Genomic DNA, 20,100 nt, shown 5'->3' with positions numbered 1-20,100 from the left:
CCGGTCTTGATTTTCTTACTTCTGCTTTAAAAACCGCTTATCTCTGGTATTTTGCACGGTTCGGTGAAAGAATAGAGAGACAAAGGAGTGAGCGGCATGTTTATAGGAGTAGATTATTATCCGGAACAGTGGCCAAAATCCAGATGGCCTGAAGATGTAAGACTGATGAAGGAGCTTGGAGTTAATGTGGTGCGAATCGCCGAATTCGGCTGGCAGCTGATGGAGCCGGAAGAAGGAGTGTACGATTTTTCCCTTTTTGATGAGGCGATTGATCTGCTTACAGAAAACGGGATAAAAATCATCCTCGGTACGCCGACAGCGACTCCTCCTGCATGGATGGCGCATCAGTATCCTGAAATTTTGCCGGTTGATGAGAACGGTGTAAAGATTTCTTTCGGTGCTCGCCGGCATTATACGGTGAACAGCAAGACCTATCAGAAATTCACCAGAAAAATTGTCCGCAAACTGGCCGAGAAATATGGCCAGCATCCTGATGTCATCGGCTGGCAGACGGATAACGAGTACGGCCATGAAAAATCGGACCGCAGCTATGGTGATGAAGACCGCATGGCGTTTCAGGAATGGCTCAGCAACAAATACGGCAGCCTGGATGCATTAAATGAAGCATGGGGTACGGTCTTCTGGAGCCAAACCTATACGGCGTGGGAGCAGATCCCTGTTCCCCGGAAAGTATTTCAGGAACATAATCCGGGTCTGCTGCTTGATTTTGACCGGTTTTGCGCAGACAGCTATACAGCGTACAACAAGCTGCAGGCTGATATTTTAAGAGAGCATATTTCAGTTCAGCAGTTTATCACCCATAATTTTGTCTTTACCGAACTTGCCCTAAAACAGCGGGATATCGCGAAGGACCTCGACTTCATATCCTTTGACAACTACCCGGTCTGGGGCGGTCTACCTGAACCGATTCCGCCTGCCGCGATTGCCCAGCAGCATGATCTTTGCCGTTCAACAAAAGACGGAAAAGGCTATTGGGTGCTTGAGGAGCTATCCGGGGCACAAGGATGGAGCCATATCGGCTACCTGCCTCGTTCAGGGCACATCAAGCTTTGGACGTACCAGGCTATTGCACGGGGAGCGGAGGCGATCGTCTATTTCAGGTGGCGCGCCGCCCGTTTCGGAACCGAAGAATTCTGCCATGGAATCTTGGATCACGACGGTAAGCCGAGGCGAAAGTTTGAAGAAGTGAAAGAAGTATTCAATGCTCTGAAAGTATTCGGAGATGAGTGGATCGCCACTAAATATAAAGCAGAAGTCGGTGTGTATTACGATGTGGAAAATGCCTGGGCTTGGCGAATCCAGCCGCAGAGTGATGCGTTTACCCATAAGCAGGAGATGCTTCGTTTCTATTCCGGTGCTTACCGTTTGAACGCGGCTACTGATATGGTCTCTCCGGAGAGCAGCCTTGACGGGCTGAAAACGGTCATCGTTCCCGTTTACTTTTTAACCAATCCGGTATTTACGGAAAAACTGAAGAAGTATGCGGCAGATGGCGGAACGGTGGTGCTTTCCTATCGGGCAGGGGTGAAAGAGCCGAACAATGCGGTTACAGAAATGACGCTTCCCGGAGAACTTGGAGAGCTTGCAGGCATCGAAGTCCACGAGTACGAGTCGCTTCAGACCGGCCAGCAGACACGTGTAACGGGAATAGCGGGGAACATCATGGACATCATGTCGCCGGCCACAGTGTGGTGTGACTTGATCGAGCCGAAATCGGCCGAGGTCCTCGCCGTCTACAGGGACGCTTTCTATGAAGGTACACCTGCGATCACGAAGAACAAGTACGGAAAAGGCAACGTGTATTATATCGGTACAGCGGTAGAAGATTATTTTCTTGTGCGGCTGTACAGAGACATTTTTGCTCAGGCTGGCGTACAGACGATCGAACTGCCGGACGATGTTGAAATGGTAATACGGGATGGAGAGGCCGGCAGCAAGTTCTTATGTGTGATGAATCATTCAACGACAGCAAGTCACCGGGTCTCCTTGCCAAAGGGCACCTGGAAGGACGCCATAACAGGTGAAACGTTCAAAGGAGACGTCAGGCTGCAATCTTTAGGTTCTTTTCTTTTGATCCAGTAAAAAGGTGCCAGGCACCGCAATTACACACTTGTGTAATTTGCGTGCCTGGCACCTTTTTTTTATAAACTTATGAAACTATTAACGAGATTGACCCGTAAAACAGAGTGCGATATGTTATTATTTGGAAACTAGATAAAAATTCTGAAATGATGAAACAGGGGACAGGGAGGAATTATGGAAACGGTACATACGCTGGAATTAAAACAGGTAACGAAACGGATCAAAGGCAAAAATATAGTAGACAATCTTTCGTTCAGTGTTCAAAAGGGGGAAATCTTTGGACTGCTCGGACCGAACGGAGCGGGGAAAACGACAACGATCCGTATGATCGTCGGTTTGATTTCGATGACAGAAGGAGAAATCCTGGTGAACGGCCTGGATATCCGCAAGAACTATGAAAAAGCGATGGAACAGATCGGGGCCATCGTAGAAAATCCGCAAATGTATGACTATTTGACAGGCTACAAAAACCTGATGCAATATGCACGCATCATGCCAGGAGTGACGAAAGAGCGAATCGATGAGGTCGTGAAGCTGGTGGAAATGGAGTATGCCATTCATAAAAAGGTAAAAGCCTACTCGCTCGGCATGAGGCAGCGGCTCGGTGTAGCCCAGGCTCTTTTGCACAATCCCTCACTTCTAATTCTGGACGAACCGACGAACGGGCTTGATCCTCAAGGGATGCATGATTTGCGAAATTATTTGCGGGCGCTTGCTGATCAAGGGACTTCAGTCATCGTTTCCAGCCATATTTTAGCGGAGATGGAACTGATGTGTGACCGTGTCGCTGTGATTCAGCACGGAAAACTTGTTCGGATAGATAACGTAACCAACGTTACCGATCAGGCAGACGCCACCGTACATTTCAAAGTGGATGGCGATCTTTTAAAAGCGAAAGAGGTTCTCGGTGAACAGCTTCCGGATATCCCGGTTGTGGTGGAAGGGAATGAACTCGTTTTACAGATCCAGCAGCCGGATGCGATCGGTGATATCAATAAAAGGCTCGTCATGGCAGGACTTATGGTATACGGCATTCAACTGAAGAAGAAAACGCTGGAAGAAAGGTTCCTTGAAATGACGGGGAAAGGAGGAGATCTAAATGAAGTTTCTGTCACTGGTCACTAATGAATGGGTCAAAATTTTCAGCAGGGTAAGAACTTGGGTGTTTATTGCACTTCCCATACTTATCGTTTTGGGCGTGGCGATCTACGGCAAGGTTACAGAAGACGAGTCGGTAAAAGCAAAATGGAAGCAAGAGCTGACGGAACAGAATAAAGAACTGAAAAAGGAAATTGCTCAGGCTAAAAAGGATAAAACGCCCAAAATGTTCAGGGAGTCATTGGAAACGGAGTATAAACAGAATCAATACGCCATCAAGCATGATATCTCTCCTTATGAAACAACAAGCTGGAAGTTTATGAAAGATTTTTCGCCGCTGTCCTCGTTATTGGGATTGTTTGTTATTGTAGTAGCGAGTGACATTGTGGCAACCGAATTTGCGAAGGGTACCGTAAAAATGCTGCTGATCCGGCCATACAGCCGTTGGAAGATCCTGCTTTCCAAACTTCTGGCTACCCTTGGATTCGCCTTCTTATTGTGGATCGTTCTTATCGTATCCACATGGCTGATCGGCAGTGTATTCTATGGGTTTGGCGGAATGGACCAGCCGTATTTGACGAATGTCGATGGGGTAGTCCAAGAAAAATCGATCTCCCATTATGTATTGGCGAACATGGGGCTGGAATTCATCGAATTCGCCGTGCTTGTTGCATTAGCCTTCATGATTTCCACACTGTTTTACAGCAGCTCTGTGGCGATTGGTGTTTCCATGTTCATTATGTTTGCCGGTAACATTCTTACAACCATATTCAGCGGAAAATCATGGGCAAAATACACGCTGTTTCCCAACATGGATTTGACCCAATATCTTGATGAAGGGATGCAGCTCGTTAAAGGTATGTCACTTTCCTTCTCCCTGGGCATGCTCGCAGCCTATACGGCGGTCTTCCTTGTGATCACGTTTGCCGTCTTCCAGAAGCGTGATGTGAGGTCATAGAAAATAAATGCATCGTACCAAAATGCATGGTGCCAGGCACCGCTGTTACACAAGTGTGTAATTTGCGTGCCTGGCACCATTTTTTATGTGGTTTCTTCTTCGCAGTCTTCTTCTGCTTCTCCAGGATGTACTAGATGATGTACGATACCGCTGATGACTGCCTGATCGGAAAATTCTAATTCCTCATATACTTTGTCTTGGGAAAAATCCTCATTACTGCTGAGATCCTGCTGTTGCAGGTCATTTTGTTCGCCGTTGTTTTCTCGTTTCGCATCCATTATCCTCAGCCTCCTTTTTCTTATCATCTTCCCTAAACATCATAATTATTAAACGGGGCGGTGGGTGCCAGGCACCGGCCGTTACATGCTTGTGTAATCGAGGTGCCTGGCACCGCCTTAGGACATCGCTACCATGAGAACGGGTTCAAATATCAGAAAAATCGGTATATTTATTCTTTTCAAACTATTAATCTTCTTATATAATGGCCTTCATATCGATGGGAAGGTGGGGGAGAATCATGAGAACGTTAACAGCAGTAAAGGAGAGTCAGCGGGTAAAAGATCAGGTTGTGAAGTGGCGCAGGCATCTTCACATGTATCCGGAACTGTCATTCAGCGAAGAACAGACGTCCCAATTTATTTACCAGATGCTTCAATCGTTTGGAAATCTTGAGCTTTCCCGTCCAACGAAGAACAGTGTAATGGCAACACTGACAGGCAATGAACCCGGCCGTGTGCTTGCCATTCGTGCGGATATTGACGCACTTCCGATTATGGAAGAAAACGATTTTGATTTTGTATCCCGAAGGCCTGGTGTCATGCATGCGTGCGGCCACGACGGGCATACAGCCATGCTGCTTGGAGCGGCTAAAATTTTATCTCAGAAAAAGGACGAGCTTCAAGGCGAAATCCGTTTTATTTTTCAGCATGCAGAGGAACTTTACCCTGGTGGCGCCGAGGAGATGGTACAGGCAGGCGTGATGGACGGTGTAGACGCTGTAATTGGGACCCATCTTTGGTCACCGCTTGAAGTAGGGAAAATCGGGATTGTTTATGGGCCTATGATGGCAGCACCAGATACGTTTTTTCTGACCGTTCACGGAAAAGGGGGCCATGCAGCGCTTCCGCATCAAACGATCGACAGCATTGCAATCGCCTCACAGGTCGTGACCAACCTTCAGCACATTGTTTCACGAAACACCGATCCGCTGGAGCAGCTTGTTCTTTCTGTTACAAAGTTTACCGGCGGGACGACACATAATGTCATCCCTGGCTCTGTGGAGATTTGCGGGACGGTCAGAAGCTTTAACCCCGCGGTCAGGGAACAGGCACCCAAGCTGATGGAGCAGGTCATCAAAGGAATAACCGACGCTCATGGAGCAGCTTATGAGTTCCGCTACGAGAATGGGTACCGGGCAGTGATCAACCAGGATGAGGTAACGCGCTTCCTTCACGAGACAGCTGAAGAACTATACGGAGCTGAGCAAGTTGAATTGATGAAACCGAATATGGTTGCCGAAGATTTTTCTGCTTACCTTCAAAAAGCGGACGGCTGCTTCTTTTTTACCGGCGCGGGCAACAAGGCGAAAGGAATTACCTACCCGCATCACCACGCCCGTTTTACCATTGATGAAGATGCGTTAGAGCAAGGGGTCGCCATGTTTGTTCGGGCTGCCGAAAAAATGCTGTACAGAAACGAAGAGGAGGCGGGCGCATGAAACTGATTCATTGGATTGCGGTATTGCCGTTTATCGGGATGTTTGGAGGGCTTGTTTTTGCCAACAAGGTTGAACCTTATGTACTGGGTATGCCTTTCCTCATGTTTTGGATCCTGCTTTGGGTCTTGATTACAGCCGCCTTGATGGCTCTTATTTACAAAATAGATCCGGTGAACAAGGAGGAGCACTAAATGAACACATCACTGATCATACTCGCATTGTTTTTAATTCTGTCCTTGTACCTTGGAGTCCGTGCCAAACGGGGAAAAGATATGGACCTCGAGCAATGGAGCGTCGGGGGACGGGGTTTTGGTACGATGTTCGTGTTCCTTTTAATGGCAGGAGAAATCTACACGACGTTTACGTTTCTTGGCGGAAGCGGCTGGGCGTATGGAAAAGGCGGCCCGTCATTATACATCCTGGCATACGGCGCACTTGCCTATGTCATTTCCTACTTTTTGCTTCCCGCAATCTGGAAATACGCCAATGAAAACAAACTCGTGTCACAGTCTGATTTTTTCGTCAGCAAATACAAAAGTCCCTACCTCGGTGTATTTGTGTCCCTTGTCGGCATCGTCGCTATGATTCCGTATCTGGTGCTGCAGCTGAAAGGATTGGGAATCATCGTATCAGAAGCCTCATATGGAAAAATCTCGCCGGTTGCCGCGGTGTGGATCGGTGTAATTACCGTGACGGTGTACGTTATGATCTCTGGCATCCACGGTTCAGCCTGGACGGCCGTTTTAAAAGATTTCATGATTTTAGCGATCGTACTGTTTCTTGGAATATATCTTCCCATCCACCATTACGGCGGTTTTCAGCCCATGTTTGAATCCATCGAAGCCGCAAGGCCGGGCTTTCTTGCTTTGCCGAGCGAAGGTATGAGCGTCAGCTGGTTTATCTCTACCGTTCTATTGACGGCCCTCGGGTTTTATATGTGGCCGCATACGTTTGCCTCCTCTTTTACCGCTCAAAATGCAAAAGTGTTCCGCAAAAATGCAGTCTTCATGCCGCTGTATTCTCTCATCTTGCTTTTCGTCATGTTTGTTGGGTTTGCCGCGATCTTAAAAGTTCCTGGATTGAAAGGGCCAGATGGCGATCTTTCACTGTTCAAGCTTGCTGTCCAGACGTTCGATCCGTGGATTATTGGATTGATCGGAGCGGCCGGACTGCTTACCGCTTTGGTTCCAGGTTCGCTGCTACTCATGGCGGCTTCTACCCTTTTTGCGAAAAATGTTTATAAAGTCGTGTCACCTTCTGCAACGGACAAGCAAGTGGCCAAGCTGGCAAAATACCTTGTGCCGGTCATGGCGCTCATCGCCGTTTTCTTCACCTTTAAAGGCGGAGATACCATAGTTACGCTGCTGCTGATGGGATACAGCCTCGTTACCCAGCTGTTCCCGGCGCTGCTGTTCAGTCTGGCGAAAAAGCCCTTCGTGACCAAGCAGGGAGCGTTTGCCGGCATTGCCTGCGGTGTAGCCGTGGTGGCCTATGTTTCTATCAAAGGAACAACGCTCGCAATCTTGCTGCCTATGCTCCCCCAAGCTGTCAAAGATTTGAACATCGGCATCGTCGCCTTGCTGGTCAACATCATCGTCCTTCTCATCGTCAGTGCCCTTACACGTCCGCTTGCTGTCAGCAAAAAAGCAGGTAATGAGCAGACCGCGTAAATTCCTTTAATTGGTTCGATTGGTGCCTTAATTGGTGCCAGGCACCGTCTTTACACATGTGTGTAATCGCGGTGCCTGGCACCAATTTTTTTCCTTTTGCCTTCAACTTTGGTAATTTTAGAGTAGATAAAAGTTTCGGGAGGAGTTAACATGGCATTCGCGTTTGACCATCTTGTGTACTTTACCGATAAAGAACTGAATAATCATATTGATGCTTTAAAAAAACAAGGTCTCTACGCTTCTCAGGGCGGGAGCCATAAAAATTGGGGAACCTTCAATGCACTCTGCTATTTTGGCTTGAGTTATGTAGAGTTTTTAGCTGTTGAAAATGGGCAGATTGCCCAGCAGGCGAAGGAAAACCCTTTGATCGGCCAGCTTCTGCGCGATTTGCCTGACAAACAGGGACCAGGCCAGTTTGCGATCCGCACCAATCGAATAGAAGAGGTAAAGGTGCAGCTGGAGAAGAAAGGGTTAGAGACAAGGCTGCTTCCAGGAAGCCGCAAACGACAGGATGGAAGCATTCTAGGCTGGAAGCTGCTTTTCATAACCAATCATGATAGCGAAGATAAACTGCTGCCTCCATTTTTCATAGACTGGCTGCAGCCGGACAAAGATCGGGAAACGGACCTTCGGCAGAAAGGTATCATCGGCAGCCATCCGGCAGGGGATTTGAAAATGAATCATTTGTCCATCATTGTAGAGGATGCGAAGAAAACATCCTCGCTCTGGCAGGACTGGCTAGGATTGTCCGCAGGTACCGGATATACCAATGAAGGCCTTCAGGCGGAATGTGCTGTACTAGAACTGGAGGGCTGCGAGCTTCATTTTTGTTCCCCTTGTGGTGAAGGGCATGCGCGTGAATTACTAAATACAAAAGGCGAACGTCCATACGAGCTGGTTTTAAGTAACGGTTTGAATCTTAAGTAAGGAAGGGGAGGGGCAAGCATGAGGGATAAGCAAAGGGACGGCTCAATTTTGCTGTTTGATGGCGTCTGCAATTTTTGCAACGGAATCGTTAATTTTTTGATCAGACAGGATAAGAAGGGGCGAATTTCATTTGGCTCCCTGCAATCGGATGCCGGCCAGGGGCTGCTCAGTGAATTCCTTCTTCCTGTACAAGATTTTGAAAGTCTCGTTTATATAAAAAAGGGCCTTATCTATCAAAGATCAACGGCAGCTCTTGAGATTGCGAGAGATCTCGGGGGCTTGTGGAGTGTGGCCTATATTCTTGTTGTTATCCCTAAGCCGCTACGCGATGGGCTATATTCCTGGATTGCCAAGAACCGTTACAGATGGTTCGGCAAAAAGGACCACTGCATGATCCCCACACCGGACATACGTAAACGGTTCATAGACTAGCATTCGTAGTGGGTGCCAGGCACCGCAGTTACACAAGTGTCAAAACGCGGTGCCTGGCACCCACTAAAGGCACCCAACTAAAAAAGCTGTCCCCAAATAGGGTGACAGCTTTATGCACATTGATTCAATTCGTTTAGTTTTTGGTCTAGCAGCTGGCTTAACTGTACAAGAAGCGGGTCTGCAAGGTTGTTTACGCGGGTGCTCATTACGTACATAGTTAAGCGGATGGCATCGATCTCAAGTTTTAATTTTATTATATTTTGATGAGTCATATCCATTCCCCCTATACAGAAAAATGTTTTATAACTTCACGTCCAGGTAACTATCACTATATATTCCCATTTTATACTAGATATAGGACAGTGTCTATTGAATTTTCTCAATATATAGTATATTTTTTGACAATTTTGATAGTTTTTACAGAGTTTTTACGAGAAAAGTGAAGAATCACATTTCTTTGTTTGTTTTTGTAAAAAAATGTCCCGGGAAATGCGCAAGAATCCACCAACCGATTTGACCTCGATAAAAATTATTTTTTGAAAATTCTAGATGAATAAACAAGCTTATTTTCCTTTCCTGAATATACTGTCAATAGCTATCGGAAAGGAGTGGTTGGATTGTTGTTGAAAAATTTTTTATGCAGGTTAAAAGGCGACCATGTAGTTCCCCCTGTTGGCACCCGGGCATCAGGCACCACAGAATTTGTCCTAAGCTCCAATGGAACCAAGCTGCACTATCGGCTTCAGGTTAATAATTTAAGGAAGTTAACTCAAGCGCGCATTCATTTAGGACAACCAGGGAAAAACGGTCCCGTTACCGCTTATCTTCTTGGCTCTATAAAACCTGGCATCAGCTTAAATACAGGGATTGTAACAGGGAGCATAACCAGTAATGATTTAATTGGACCACTTCAAGGAATGCCCTTGTCTAGGCTTGTGGAAGAGATCATCGAAGGAAATGCTTATGTGAATGTTTATTCGGAGTTTAGTCCGGGCGGGGAACTGCGCGGCCCAATCGAGCCGATCAAATAAGGAATACGAACGGCGTAGCTTCGAATAGCTAGGCTGTTTTATTTTTGGGGCCTTTTTGGTGCCAGGCACCGCTCTTACACAAGTGTCAAAACGTGGTGCCTGGCACCACAAAGAGGGCACCACAAAGTGCACATAGAAACCAAGTACAAGACACCACCGAGAAAATGACAGTATTTTATGGCATAATAGACACATTGATCTACAAAAACTGACGGATTCTGAAAGGAGCTGTTGAGATGGATCCGCGATTTAAAATATCCAATCGGGAAGCGCTGATGGGCATCGGGCTAGCCGTTCTGAACTTTATCTGGTGGTACGCATTTGCCTACGGGCTTGGCGGTAAACCGGTTAAGGAGTATCACTACATATGGGGTTTGCCGGCATGGTTCTTCTACAGCTGTGTCGCCGGTTTTATTGTGTTTTCTATTTTGGTATACATCATGGTCAAATTTTTCTTCAAAGACGTCCCTTTTGAAGGTGAACCTGAACGGCAGAACCTAAAGGAGGAGCAGCGATGAACTGGGAAGTGGTCATCCCTTTACTTGCCTTTTTGATCGGAATGTTTGTCGTCGGAATCTATACCTCCCGCCAGGTACAGAGTGGTTCGGGGTTTTTACAGGACTATTTCCTGGGAGGCAGGCACCTCGGGGGCTTCGTTCTAGCCCTTACGATGGTAGCGACTTACGGAAGTGCGAGCAGCTTTATTGGCGGGCCCGGCATCGCGTATAAGCTCGGGCTTGGCTGGGTGCTGCTGGCGATGGCGCAGCTTGTGACCGGATATTTTACCCTTGCTGTTCTGGGGAAAAAGTTTGCGATTGTCGCCAGGAAGATCGACGCAGTCACGCTTATTGATTTTCTAAAAGCACGCTATGAAAACAAATGGGTCGTTATTTTTTCCGCGGCAAGCATCAGCATCTTCTTGTTTTCTGCAACGGCTGCGCAGTGGGTAGGCGGCGGCCGGCTCATCGAATCATTCACTGGTGTTTCCTACCCTGTGGCACTGCTGATTTTTTCGTTTTCCGTTCTTGTTTATGTCATAGCGGGCGGCTTTCGTGCAGTCGTAATCACGGATACCCTAATGGGAATCGTTATGTTTATCGGCACGCTCGTTATACTCGCGGGAACCATTATAGCTGGCGGAGGTGTTCCTCATATCATTTCAACGCTTGCTGCTGAAAACCCGAACTTGATCTCACCGTATGGAGCAGACAAGTCTTTGACGCCGCTTTATGTTTCCTCATTCTGGCTGCTTGTAGGGGTTGGAGTGGTCGGCCTACCGCAGATCTCTGTCCGGGCCATGTCCTATAGGAATTCAAAAGCGATGCATCAGGCCATGATCATCGGGACGTTTGTCGTCGGATTTATCATGCTTGGGATGCATTTGACCGGAGTGTTTGCGAGAGTTGTCATACCAGGAGTGGAAATCGGTGATAAGGTGATGCCGATGCTCGCACTGAAAGTATTGCCAGGGTGGCTTGCGGGTATCGTGCTCGCAGCACCGCTTGCTGCTGTCATGTCGACGGTGAACGCCATCCTGCTGATTGTAAGCTCATCGATTGTTAAGGATATCTATATTAATTACATCAAACCGGAAGCCAGCCAGCAATCGGTTAAACGGCTTAGTTTTTCAGTGACTGCCATCATCGGAATTCTGGTATTCATCATGGCTCTGAATCCTCCAGATTTGCTGATTTGGCTGAACCTGTTTTCTTTCGGAGGATTGGAAGCAGCTTTCATATGGCCTGTCGTCCTCGGTCTTTATTGGAGGAGAGGAAATGCAGCAGGTGCAGTGGGGTCCATCGTTACAGGTGTGCTTTCCTACATCCTTCTGGATACCTTTGCCCCTAATTTGTGGGGAATGCATACTGTAGTCCTGCCGGTCGTTCTTTCGCTTGCGGCGTACATTCTTTTGAGTTTAGTTTCAAAAAACAGCCCTCAATCATCCTTGGCAAAACAAGGAATCATCTAATATTTTGGTGTCAGGCACCTCCATTACACAAGTGTGTAATGCGCGGTGCCTGGCACCATTTTTTTTACACATTTTTCCCATCAGTAATTTTTGGATTTTACTGCACCCTAAAAGAAGATATTCCAATTACATAGTGAATTCACACCCCATTAACTTGAAAAGGAGAATCCAAACAGATGCCAAAAGTAAAACTAATGTTTTTCTTTATCATTCCGCTGTGTACGGCTGCTGTTTTGCTCGAAACCCCATTTAAAAAGGTAGACGCTTCACCGGTTTTCCGGATACCGTTTCCAGAAGGACAAGTTTGGATCGGGCAAACGAGAATGAACCATAACCCTCAAAATGCGGTTGATCTAAACCGTTTGTATGATGAGGGAGATACGGTGATCGCTTCAGCTGCGGGAAAAGTAGTTAAAGTTAAAAATCTAGGAAGGCGCAGTTATGGAAGATACATTGTTATTGATCATGGCGGAGGATGGCAGACTTTATACGGGCATTTGAGTGCCATAAATGTTTCTGTCGGAAAGAAGGTTACGCAGGGCCAAAAGATTGGAGCGGTTGGAAGCACGGGAGGTTCTACAGGAGCGCATCTTCATTACGAACAACGATACAACGGGAAGGCTGAGAAAATCAGATGGAACGGGCACAGCATCTTTTATTGGGGAAGCAAAACATATAAGAGCTAAGAGGGAGAGGTGCCAGGCACCTCCTTTACATATGTATGTAACACCGGTGCCAGGCACCGACATTACAGGCACCGACATTACCTCTTGCTACATTGCTAAAATAAGGTAAAATTATAGATGAATTTACATATTTTTGCACGGAGGGACAATGAAAAATAAGTTAAAGAAGACGCTGGCAACGGTCCTGCTGGCAGTATTGTTATTGCTGCTTTTTTCAATCTCTGCTGAAGCGTATGACCAGGAAATGCTGGACCGCAAACTCAGTTCATTTTCAAAGGAAAACAGGACTTCCGCCTTTCTGTCAGCTGCAGACAATGAAACAACCGGCATTCACGACCGCCAGATTATCGTTAATTAAGAAATAGACAGTTTGCTGCTGCGCTTGAGAAAAGCTACAGAATCAAGAACACATCTGCCAACTTGCAGAAGGAAAATATATATACGATCGAGCTGCCGCATACAGCTAACTATCAGGCTGCACTGGACAGGATTCGCAATTCTCCATTGGTAGAAGACGCTGAACCGAATTTTATTTTCACAGCATTTTCTAAGGCGAATGACAAGCTCTATGCCAGACAATGGTCACTGCCAAGAATGGGGGTGCCGCGGGCCTGGGACAACCTTAAGGCAGCAAAAAAACGTTCAAAGGTGACCGTCGCTGTTTTGGATTCAGGCGTAAACTATAGGCATCCTGATCTGAAAGGACAGACATTAAAAGGCTACGATACATACGAAAAAGATGCTGACCCAATGGATAGGGTCGGCCACGGCACCAAGGTGTCCGGTGTCATTGCTGCCAAAAGCAACAATCTTACCGGAGTGGCAGGCATCAACCCTTACGCAAAGATACTGCCAATTAGAATCGGCAACACAGCAGGAGCAACACTGTTTGACTTTTTAGATGGGCTGAAGTACGCCATCAGCCAAAAGCCGGATATCATCAACATCAGCATGGGGAGCACAAATTACAGCCAGTTTGTATATGAAATGATTTTAACCGCATACTCCAAAGGGATCCTAGTGATTGCGGCGTCAGGAAACGAGCATATGAAGGTCAGTTATCCCGCTGCCTACCCAGAAGTACTAGCGGTTGGATCTACCAATGAAAAAGATCGTGTCTCCGATTTTTCGAACTATGGACCGCGGCTTGATCTTACCGCGCCGGGAGAGAATATCTGGACCACCAATCGAACCGGCTCGTTTGAATCGGTTAACGGGACGTCATTCTCTGCCCCTGCAGTTAGTGGAGTGGCTTCACTTCTATTAAGCAAGCATCCCGATTATTCGTCCTGTCAAATCGAATATTTGCTAGAAAAAAATGCAACCAGGCTGCCTGCTTATAAAGTTTATTGGAACATCGTTGCTGGCTATGGAAGGGCAAGAGCTGACAGAGCGCTCTCTGATAAGCTTCCAAAAATCACAGCAGACGCAGGCAACAGCAGGGGGAAGGCAAAATCTATCAAGCTGGGCAAGACATACAGCGACCGCTATCATATGCCGATGGACAGTGACTGGTTTAAATTTTCCTCAACCAAAAAAATGACGGTAAAGGCGGAACTGAGCGGAGTTTCCGGAATGGACGGCACAGTCTGGATGGATCATACCATTAAGGGAGAGCCTGCCGATGCCAGAAGGACAAACGACAGAGGATTGAACGGCACTGAGTCCTTTACGTATACCGTGTTGCCTGGAACATCCTATCTGCAAATTTACGAAGAAAACAATCATTGGAGTACGCAAAGCTATAAACTGACGATAACTCAAGTGAAATAAAGCATCGGAGCCAAAACTGCAGCTGCTTTTTTTATGTCTAAAAAGGAGAGAAATGATGAGCCTTAGAAATCAGAAAGATGTCGAGCGTTTCCTTGAAAATGATCCATGGTTGATGGAGATATTAAAAGCGGTCAAGACGCTGCAGCTGCCCGATTGGTGGGTATGTGCGGGAGTGATCCGTTCAGCGATTTGGGATGCACTTCATGGATTTGAAAAAAAGACACCCCTTCAAGATGTGGATGTCATTTATTTTGACCCGAAACATCCGAAAGAAAGTGAAGAAAAAATACTCGAGGATAGGCTAAGAATGCTTATGCCGGAAGTTCCCTGGTCCGTGAAAAACCAGGCGAGGATGCATGTGATCAATAATCTGCAGCCGTACGTTTCTTCAGAGGACGCTATTTCTAAATTCCCTGAAACGCCAACGGCTCTGGGAGCGAAACTGGACGAACAGGATCGGCTCCTTATAACAGCTCCCTGCGGAATGGAAGATGTGCTTGCCATGGAAGTGAGGCCTACCCAACTTTTTAAAGAATCAAGGGAGTTTTACGCCATTTACGAACAACGCTTGCGAAAGAAAGATTGGACTGCTGTATGGCCGCGGGTGGCCCTCTATCAAAACTAAGCAGCAATGTGTTTATTTTCCATAGATAATCCTCCTCTCTACGTTTCACTATCCCCCAGGAATAATGTAAAATAGAAGCTGTATCTATTGTATTGGATGAAACTATGAGGGGATGTTGGTATGTACGCGGAACCGATTTTTTTGCAGCCGGTATTTAAAGACCGAATATGGGGAGGAACAAAGCTAAGAGAGACTTTCGGCTATCAGATTCCGTCAGAGACGACGGGTGAATGCTGGGGGATTTCTGCTCATACGAACGGTCCAAGCACTATATTGAATGGTCCGCTTAAAGGTTTGACACTGGACGAGGCGTGGCAAAAGCACAGGGGGCTTTTTGCCGGTCAGGAAGGAGACGACTTTCCGCTGCTCGTTAAAATTTTGGATGCAAAAACAGATCTTTCTGTTCAGGTGCATCCAGATGATGAATATGCACAGCGAGTAGAGCATGAGGCGTTTGGAAAAACCGAATGCTGGTATATCATAGATTGCGAGGAAGGATCCGAGCTCGTTTACGGCCATCATGCAAAATCCAAGGATGAGTTTCAGGCGATGGTAGACAACGGGCAGTGGGACAAGCTTCTCCGTAAAATAAAAATACAGCCGGGTGACTTCGTGTATGTTCCGAACGGCACCATTCATGCCATCGGGGCAGGGACGATGATCCTTGAAACCCAGCAGAGCTCTGACGTAACATACAGAGTTTACGATTATGACCGTAAAGACGCTCAAGGCAACACAAGAGATCTTCATATTAAGCAATCAATTGAAGTGGCGATGATTCCCCATGAGGACGCCCACTTCCAGCCTGTTGAAAACAAACAGGGAGATCTGACAGTGAAAAAACTGATCAAAGAATCCTATTTTACCGTTTACCACTGGGCATTGAACGGCACAGCGCTGGACCTGGAGAACCCTATGTATCTTCTAGTCAGCGTTCTTGACGGAGAAGGGGAGATCGAGACGCAAAATGGGACATCTTCGTTCAAGAAGGGAGACCATTTCATCGTTCCATCTACCGTAAAGAAATTCTCTCTTAAAGGAAACGCATCTTTCATAACATCACACAGCAGCTAAGAATTAACAGGGTGTCAGGCACCGCCATTACACAAGTGTGTAACGGCCGGTGCCAGGCACCCTCTCTTACATAAATGTCAAAAAGCGGTGCCTGGCACCAATAATAGGCATAGGAGGAAATGGTATGAGACTCGGAGCGATAGAGGCGGGAGGCACGAAGTTTATTTGCGGTATCGGTGATGAAAACGGAGAGGTTTTTGAGCGGATCAGCATACCGACAACCACTCCGGAAGAAACGATCGGCCAGGTGGTTGATTTTTTCCGCGATAAAGAGATCAGTGCGATGGGCATCGGATCGTTCGGACCTGTTGACCTGGACAAGAACAGCGAAACATATGGCTACATCACAAGTACTCCAAAACCGCATTGGGCCCAGTACGACCTGGTTGGAGAAATTCAGAAGCACATTCTCGTTCCGGTGGCTTTTGATACGGATGTGAACGCAGCCGCGCTCGGTGAACTGGAATGGGGAGCAGCGAAAGGCTTGGACTCCTGCATTTACATGACCGTCGGAACGGGCATTGGAGTCGGCGCCATCACAGAGAGCAAGCTCCTTCACGGTTTGACTCACCCCGAGATGGGACACATCTTAGTCAGACGACATCCCGAAGATCATTTTGAAGGTAGCTGTCCGTACCACAAAGACTGTTTGGAAGGAATGGCGGCAGGGCCGGCTCTTGAAAAGAGATGGGGCCAGAAGGGCATCGAGCTTGCAGGCAAAGAAAAAGTCTGGGAATATCAGGCCCACTATCTCTCCCAGGCTCTTGTAAACTACATTCTTATTCTTTCTCCGAAGAAGATGGTTCTTGGCGGAGGCGTGATGAAGCAGGAACAGCTTTTCCCTCTCATCCGCAAAAAAGTGCTGGATACGCTCAACGGCTATGTACAGCATCCGCAGCTTACCGAGGAAAACATTCAAGACTTTATCGTACCGCCGGGGCTGGGCGACAATGCCGGATTGTGCGGTGCAATTGCCCTTGCCAAAACTCTTCAGCAATAATTAAAAGCCTTGCTCTCCATATCAGGAGGACAAGGCTTTTTTTGTGCTATCTTTGCACCCGTTCGGCCAGGGACAGGATGGAGTGGTTCAGTGTATCCAATTTGCCTTCGATCCGGTGCAGAAGATACAGCGTCACCACCACTGGAAAGCCAACATCGCTTACGAAAGAGAGCCACGATTCCATTTTATTAACCTCCTATAAGCAGGATACCCCAACCAGCAAGACGGCCGATTGGGGTTTGTTCATACTGCGCTGTTATGGAAGAACGATATCGCTTGAAGTGCGGTCCGTGACCCGGGCGCCCTTCTTCTTCACATAATCTCCGCCGTTCGAAACGAAGATGTTCTGGGCGATGATGGTATCCATGGCGGCTTTGACAGCGGCCGGATCCACTGGTTCTTTCGGAGCATCAAGGGAAATCGTCACCGTTTTGTCCTGTTCGTTAAGGAACTGCAATTCCAACGTTTTAGCCATATTAGTATCCTCCTTTCCATAGAATCATGCCTGGTTTTTCATAGTCTTTTACGCATAAATGCTGTGTGAGTCATTGCGTTCAACAGAGATTAAAGGCAGCTGCTGAAGAGGGGAAAGAGCGTTTGCTACCGCATAAAGCTGATCAGCCGAAGCAGAGGTTTTTACGTTGGAAAAATTTTTGTTTTTGTACAGCTGCTTATCGCCATCCATCCCTGCATCAAACACCATGCGAAGCTGTGTATCCTGGATTGCTGTGGTTGCCATGTCCATCACCTCCTTTCACCTATAAATAGCAAGTTCCGTGAAAAAAGAGGCATCTCTATAAAAAATAAATGAAAATAACCAAACCCCTAATCATGACCTTTTGAAAACCTCCATTACCCCTCTCGAAAACATCATTTTCATCCCTTTTACCCGTACGGTTTTGCCCTTTTGATCATATGACAGCCTGAAAATGGAGCTTTATGTTTAGATTACCGGCGGAATAAAACGTAAGGCACGTGTCTTTTTTAAAGGATGAAATAAGATGAAAACCAGTTTTGAAAATCTCTCTCTTCAGTTCGATCCCTTGATTAAATCGCAAATCCAGTCCCTTGGTGTTACCGGGCGTTATGATGAGTATTACCAAGTAGGACTTATTGGTCTTTGGGAAGCATTCAAACGGTTTGACCAAAATAAAGGAGACTTTGGTCCATTTGCCTATCGAACGGTTAGAGGAAAAATGCTCGAGCAACTAAAAAAGGAAGCCAAATATAAAGCCGTTCATGTCGGGTTCAGCCTGGAGCTTACAGAAACCATACCTTTTGAAGGGGGCGTTCTTCCCCTTGAAAATGAAGTATTGGAGATGTATCTGTCAGATCTGACCCTGAACCAGCGGAAATGGGTGGTTAAAAAGATTTTTCTCCAGATGAAAGAAGCCGAAATTGCAGAGGAAGAGGGAGTGAGCATACACGCCGTAAAATCATGGAGGAAGCAAGCTCTATTAAAGCTTAGAAGCCGGGCAGAACGGCATGAGATTTACCAGCGGAAATGAACGGTTTACCCGCCAAAATAAGCAAAATACCCGCGAAAAGAATGTTATGTAAACTATCGACATCTCAGCACGACCCAAATAAACACAAAAGAGGAATGCACCAGGCACCCCTCTTTTCCTTATTTGTTCACTGTTCTTCGTTCCAACGCTCCGCTCCATGCAGAGAGCAGGACAGCACCAACGACCATCAGTCCGCCAACCCATGGCGTATGAATCAAGCCGATGGAATCGACGACAAGTCCGCCGACGTAGGCACCAATTGCGATCCCGACATTAAACGCTGCAATGTTGATGGCAGAAGCTACATCGACAGCAGATGGAACATATTTTTCAGCCAATTGCACAACATATACCTGCAAGCCAGGCACATTCATGAATGCAAACAGTCCCATGATGACGATCGTTACTGTTCCGGCCACTTTTAGAGGAGCGGTAAAGAAAAGAACAAACATTACGATGGCCTGGATAACAAACATCCAAAGCAAGGCACGGATTGGATTCTTGTTTGCTGCTTTTCCTCCAATCGTATTTCCGATGGCGATTGCTACCCCGTATACAAGCAGAATGATACTTACTGATTTAGGATGATAGCCTGTAATTTTTTCTAAAATAGGTGCCAAGAATGTAAAGGCTACAAATGTTCCGCCGTAGCCAAGCGCTGTAATAGAAAACGCAAGAAGCAGTCTTCCGTTGGTGATCAGCTTGAATTGATCACTGAAAGAAGCTTTTGAAGCACTTTTTAAATTGTTAGGAATCAAAAATAGACTAGCGATAAAGGCGATGACACCAAGCAAGGCAACGGCAGCAAAAGTTGCTCTCCAGCCGAACGTCTGGCCGATAAAGGTTCCGAGCGGCACGCCGGTTACGGTCGCTACGGTAAGACCTGTAAACATGATAGCAATGGCACTTGCCCTTTTATTTTCCGGGACAAGATCAGCTGCAATGGTCGATCCGATTGAAAAGAATACGCCATGTGAAAAAGCAGTAATGACACGGGCTGCTAACAATAAAGCAAAGCTGTGGCTTAACGAGGCCGCCGTGTTTCCGACAATAAATACGAGCATAAGAAGAAGCAAAAGTGTTTTCCGGTTTAAACGGCTAGTAACTGCAGTCAGAATGGGAGCACCGAATGCAACACCGAGTGCATAACCGGAAATGAGCAATCCAGCAAGTGTAATTGAAACATTTAAGTCATCAGCCAAAGAAGAAAGCAGGCCAACTGGCACAAATTCTGTTGTACCAATTCCGAATGCACTAATCGCAAGAGCGAGCAGCGCAAACGTTCCTTTTTTCTCTGATGGCTGGGTTTTATGTGAAACAGTATATGAAACCATAATAAATCCCCCTTCAACATGATAGAAATGAGTGTGGCCAGCATATCCATCGCACAGGGGCCCAATGAATCTGTGCGGCTGACTAGGGTTATTATGGAGCATAGCGGAAGTATTGAGAAGTACGCACTTTCAAGTACCACAGCCACCTCTTGGTACGGTAGGAACCCGGTGGTGCTATAGGTACTTGAAGGTGCC

General features: G+C 46.8%; 24 protein-coding genes. 18 read left to right on the top strand and 6 right to left on the bottom strand.

The genetic code is table 11. The annotated features are described in order from the left end of the window. The first annotated feature begins 96 nt into the window (after positions 1–96). The 3 genes from M1K46_RS04095 to M1K46_RS04085 all read left to right on the top strand — a co-directional run bounded on the left by M1K46_RS04095 (position 97) and on the right by M1K46_RS04085 (position 4,159). The gene (locus M1K46_RS04095) at positions 97–2,103 is read left to right on the top strand and encodes a beta-galactosidase (protein WP_256225046.1); all 2,007 of its coding nucleotides are present in this window, start codon (positions 97–99) and stop codon (positions 2,101–2,103) included. 174 nt (positions 2,104–2,277) lie between these two features. Continuing rightward, positions 2,278–3,228 (top strand): ABC transporter ATP-binding protein, encoded by a 951-nt coding sequence (locus M1K46_RS04090; protein ID WP_256225045.1) that lies wholly within the window; start codon positions 2,278–2,280, stop codon positions 3,226–3,228. After that, the gene (locus M1K46_RS04085; protein ID WP_256225044.1) at positions 3,203–4,159 is read left to right on the top strand and encodes an ABC transporter permease; all 957 of its coding nucleotides are present in this window, start codon (positions 3,203–3,205) and stop codon (positions 4,157–4,159) included. The genes M1K46_RS04090 and M1K46_RS04085 overlap by 26 nt, the downstream gene beginning before the upstream one ends. 83 nt (positions 4,160–4,242) lie before the next feature. On the opposite strand, the gene M1K46_RS04080 is transcribed toward M1K46_RS04085, so the two are convergent. Then, positions 4,243–4,437, bottom strand: a complete 195-nt coding sequence (locus tag M1K46_RS04080; RefSeq protein WP_256225043.1) for a hypothetical protein — start codon at positions 4,435–4,437, stop codon at positions 4,243–4,245. A gap of 239 nt (positions 4,438–4,676) precedes the next feature. Here M1K46_RS04080 and M1K46_RS04075 point away from each other — a divergent pair, with 239 nt between their 5' ends. The 5 genes from M1K46_RS04075 to M1K46_RS04055 all read left to right on the top strand — a co-directional run bounded on the left by M1K46_RS04075 (position 4,677) and on the right by M1K46_RS04055 (position 8,905). Beyond that, positions 4,677–5,876, top strand: a complete 1,200-nt coding sequence (locus M1K46_RS04075; RefSeq protein WP_256225042.1) for a M20 family metallopeptidase — start codon at positions 4,677–4,679, stop codon at positions 5,874–5,876. After that, positions 5,873–6,067 carry a DUF3311 domain-containing protein gene (locus M1K46_RS04070; protein WP_053356525.1) on the top strand — a complete coding sequence of 65 codons (195 nt, stop codon included), beginning with the start codon at positions 5,873–5,875 and terminating at the stop codon, positions 6,065–6,067. Before M1K46_RS04075 ends, M1K46_RS04070 begins: the two co-directional genes overlap by 4 nt. Then, positions 6,068–7,546: a sodium:solute symporter family protein gene (locus M1K46_RS04065; RefSeq protein WP_256225041.1), complete on the top strand. Its 1,479-nt coding sequence runs from the start codon at positions 6,068–6,070 to the stop codon at positions 7,544–7,546. Between the two features lie 150 nt (positions 7,547–7,696). Continuing rightward, entirely contained in the window at positions 7,697–8,473 is a 777-nt protein-coding gene (locus tag M1K46_RS04060; RefSeq protein WP_256225040.1) for a VOC family protein, read from the top strand. 18 nt (positions 8,474–8,491) lie between these two features. Continuing rightward, positions 8,492–8,905 carry a thiol-disulfide oxidoreductase DCC family protein gene (locus M1K46_RS04055; RefSeq protein ID WP_256225039.1) on the top strand — a complete coding sequence of 138 codons (414 nt, stop codon included), beginning with the start codon at positions 8,492–8,494 and terminating at the stop codon, positions 8,903–8,905. Between the two features lie 110 nt (positions 8,906–9,015). Here the strand turns inward: M1K46_RS04055 and M1K46_RS04050 are convergent, their stop codons facing one another. Next, positions 9,016–9,177 carry a Spo0E family sporulation regulatory protein-aspartic acid phosphatase gene (locus M1K46_RS04050; RefSeq protein WP_175501972.1) on the bottom strand — a complete coding sequence of 54 codons (162 nt, stop codon included), beginning with the start codon at positions 9,175–9,177 and terminating at the stop codon, positions 9,016–9,018. Between the two features lie 345 nt (positions 9,178–9,522). Between M1K46_RS04050 and M1K46_RS04045 the strand changes: the two genes are divergently transcribed. From M1K46_RS04045 to M1K46_RS04005, 9 genes are all read left to right on the top strand, one after another. Continuing rightward, positions 9,523–9,936 (top strand): CHRD domain-containing protein, encoded by a 414-nt coding sequence (locus tag M1K46_RS04045; RefSeq protein ID WP_053356531.1) that lies wholly within the window; start codon positions 9,523–9,525, stop codon positions 9,934–9,936. Between the two features lie 236 nt (positions 9,937–10,172). Further along, on the top strand, positions 10,173–10,454 hold the full coding sequence (locus M1K46_RS04040; protein WP_062238416.1) for a YhdT family protein: 282 nt from the start codon (positions 10,173–10,175) through the stop codon (positions 10,452–10,454). Next, positions 10,451–11,905, top strand: a complete 1,455-nt coding sequence (gene panF / locus M1K46_RS04035; RefSeq protein ID WP_091009449.1) for a sodium/pantothenate symporter — start codon at positions 10,451–10,453, stop codon at positions 11,903–11,905. The genes M1K46_RS04040 and panF overlap by 4 nt, the downstream gene beginning before the upstream one ends. Before the next feature lie 176 nt (positions 11,906–12,081). Continuing rightward, on the top strand, positions 12,082–12,591 hold the full coding sequence (locus tag M1K46_RS04030) for a M23 family metallopeptidase (RefSeq protein ID WP_256225038.1): 510 nt from the start codon (positions 12,082–12,084) through the stop codon (positions 12,589–12,591). A 148-nt stretch (positions 12,592–12,739) separates the two neighbouring features. Beyond that, positions 12,740–12,949 (top strand): hypothetical protein, encoded by a 210-nt coding sequence (locus M1K46_RS04025; RefSeq protein WP_256225036.1) that lies wholly within the window; start codon positions 12,740–12,742, stop codon positions 12,947–12,949. Between the two features lie 62 nt (positions 12,950–13,011). After that, positions 13,012–14,364 (top strand): S8 family peptidase, encoded by a 1,353-nt coding sequence (locus tag M1K46_RS04020; protein WP_256225035.1) that lies wholly within the window; start codon positions 13,012–13,014, stop codon positions 14,362–14,364. A gap of 55 nt (positions 14,365–14,419) precedes the next feature. After that, positions 14,420–14,989 (top strand): nucleotidyltransferase family protein, encoded by a 570-nt coding sequence (locus tag M1K46_RS04015; protein ID WP_091009459.1) that lies wholly within the window; start codon positions 14,420–14,422, stop codon positions 14,987–14,989. A gap of 120 nt (positions 14,990–15,109) precedes the next feature. Further along, a complete protein-coding gene (manA, locus tag M1K46_RS04010; protein ID WP_053356537.1) occupies positions 15,110–16,063 on the top strand; it encodes a mannose-6-phosphate isomerase, class I in 954 nt (317 codons plus the stop codon). Positions 16,064–16,187: 124 nt separating this feature from the next. Then, positions 16,188–17,063 (top strand): ROK family protein, encoded by an 876-nt coding sequence (locus M1K46_RS04005; RefSeq protein WP_256225034.1) that lies wholly within the window; start codon positions 16,188–16,190, stop codon positions 17,061–17,063. A 46-nt stretch (positions 17,064–17,109) separates the two neighbouring features. Here the strand turns inward: M1K46_RS04005 and M1K46_RS04000 are convergent, their stop codons facing one another. From M1K46_RS04000 to M1K46_RS03990, 3 genes are all read right to left on the bottom strand, one after another. Continuing rightward, positions 17,110–17,247: a YvrJ family protein gene (locus tag M1K46_RS04000; RefSeq protein ID WP_053356539.1), complete on the bottom strand. Its 138-nt coding sequence runs from the start codon at positions 17,245–17,247 to the stop codon at positions 17,110–17,112. Positions 17,248–17,319: 72 nt separating this feature from the next. Then, on the bottom strand, positions 17,320–17,538 hold the full coding sequence (locus tag M1K46_RS03995) for a DUF2922 domain-containing protein (RefSeq protein ID WP_053356540.1): 219 nt from the start codon (positions 17,536–17,538) through the stop codon (positions 17,320–17,322). 48 nt (positions 17,539–17,586) lie between these two features. Further along, positions 17,587–17,802, bottom strand: a complete 216-nt coding sequence (locus M1K46_RS03990; RefSeq protein WP_053356541.1) for a DUF1659 domain-containing protein — start codon at positions 17,800–17,802, stop codon at positions 17,587–17,589. A gap of 262 nt (positions 17,803–18,064) precedes the next feature. Here M1K46_RS03990 and M1K46_RS03985 point away from each other — a divergent pair, with 262 nt between their 5' ends. Then, the gene (locus M1K46_RS03985) at positions 18,065–18,571 is read left to right on the top strand and encodes a sigma-70 family RNA polymerase sigma factor (protein ID WP_256225033.1); all 507 of its coding nucleotides are present in this window, start codon (positions 18,065–18,067) and stop codon (positions 18,569–18,571) included. A gap of 119 nt (positions 18,572–18,690) precedes the next feature. Here the strand turns inward: M1K46_RS03985 and M1K46_RS03980 are convergent, their stop codons facing one another. Continuing rightward, complete coding sequence (locus M1K46_RS03980) at positions 18,691–19,905, bottom strand: MFS transporter (protein ID WP_256225032.1); 1,215 nt, start codon at positions 19,903–19,905, stop codon at positions 18,691–18,693. Positions 19,906–20,100 lie beyond the last annotated feature (195 nt).

The sequence above is a fragment of the Fictibacillus sp. WQ 8-8 genome (genome assembly GCF_024494405.1).
GTDB classification, from domain to species: Bacteria; Bacillota; Bacilli; order Bacillales; family Fictibacillaceae; genus Fictibacillus_C; species Fictibacillus_C marinisediminis.
This window is presented reverse-complemented; position numbering and strand designations above follow the sequence as displayed.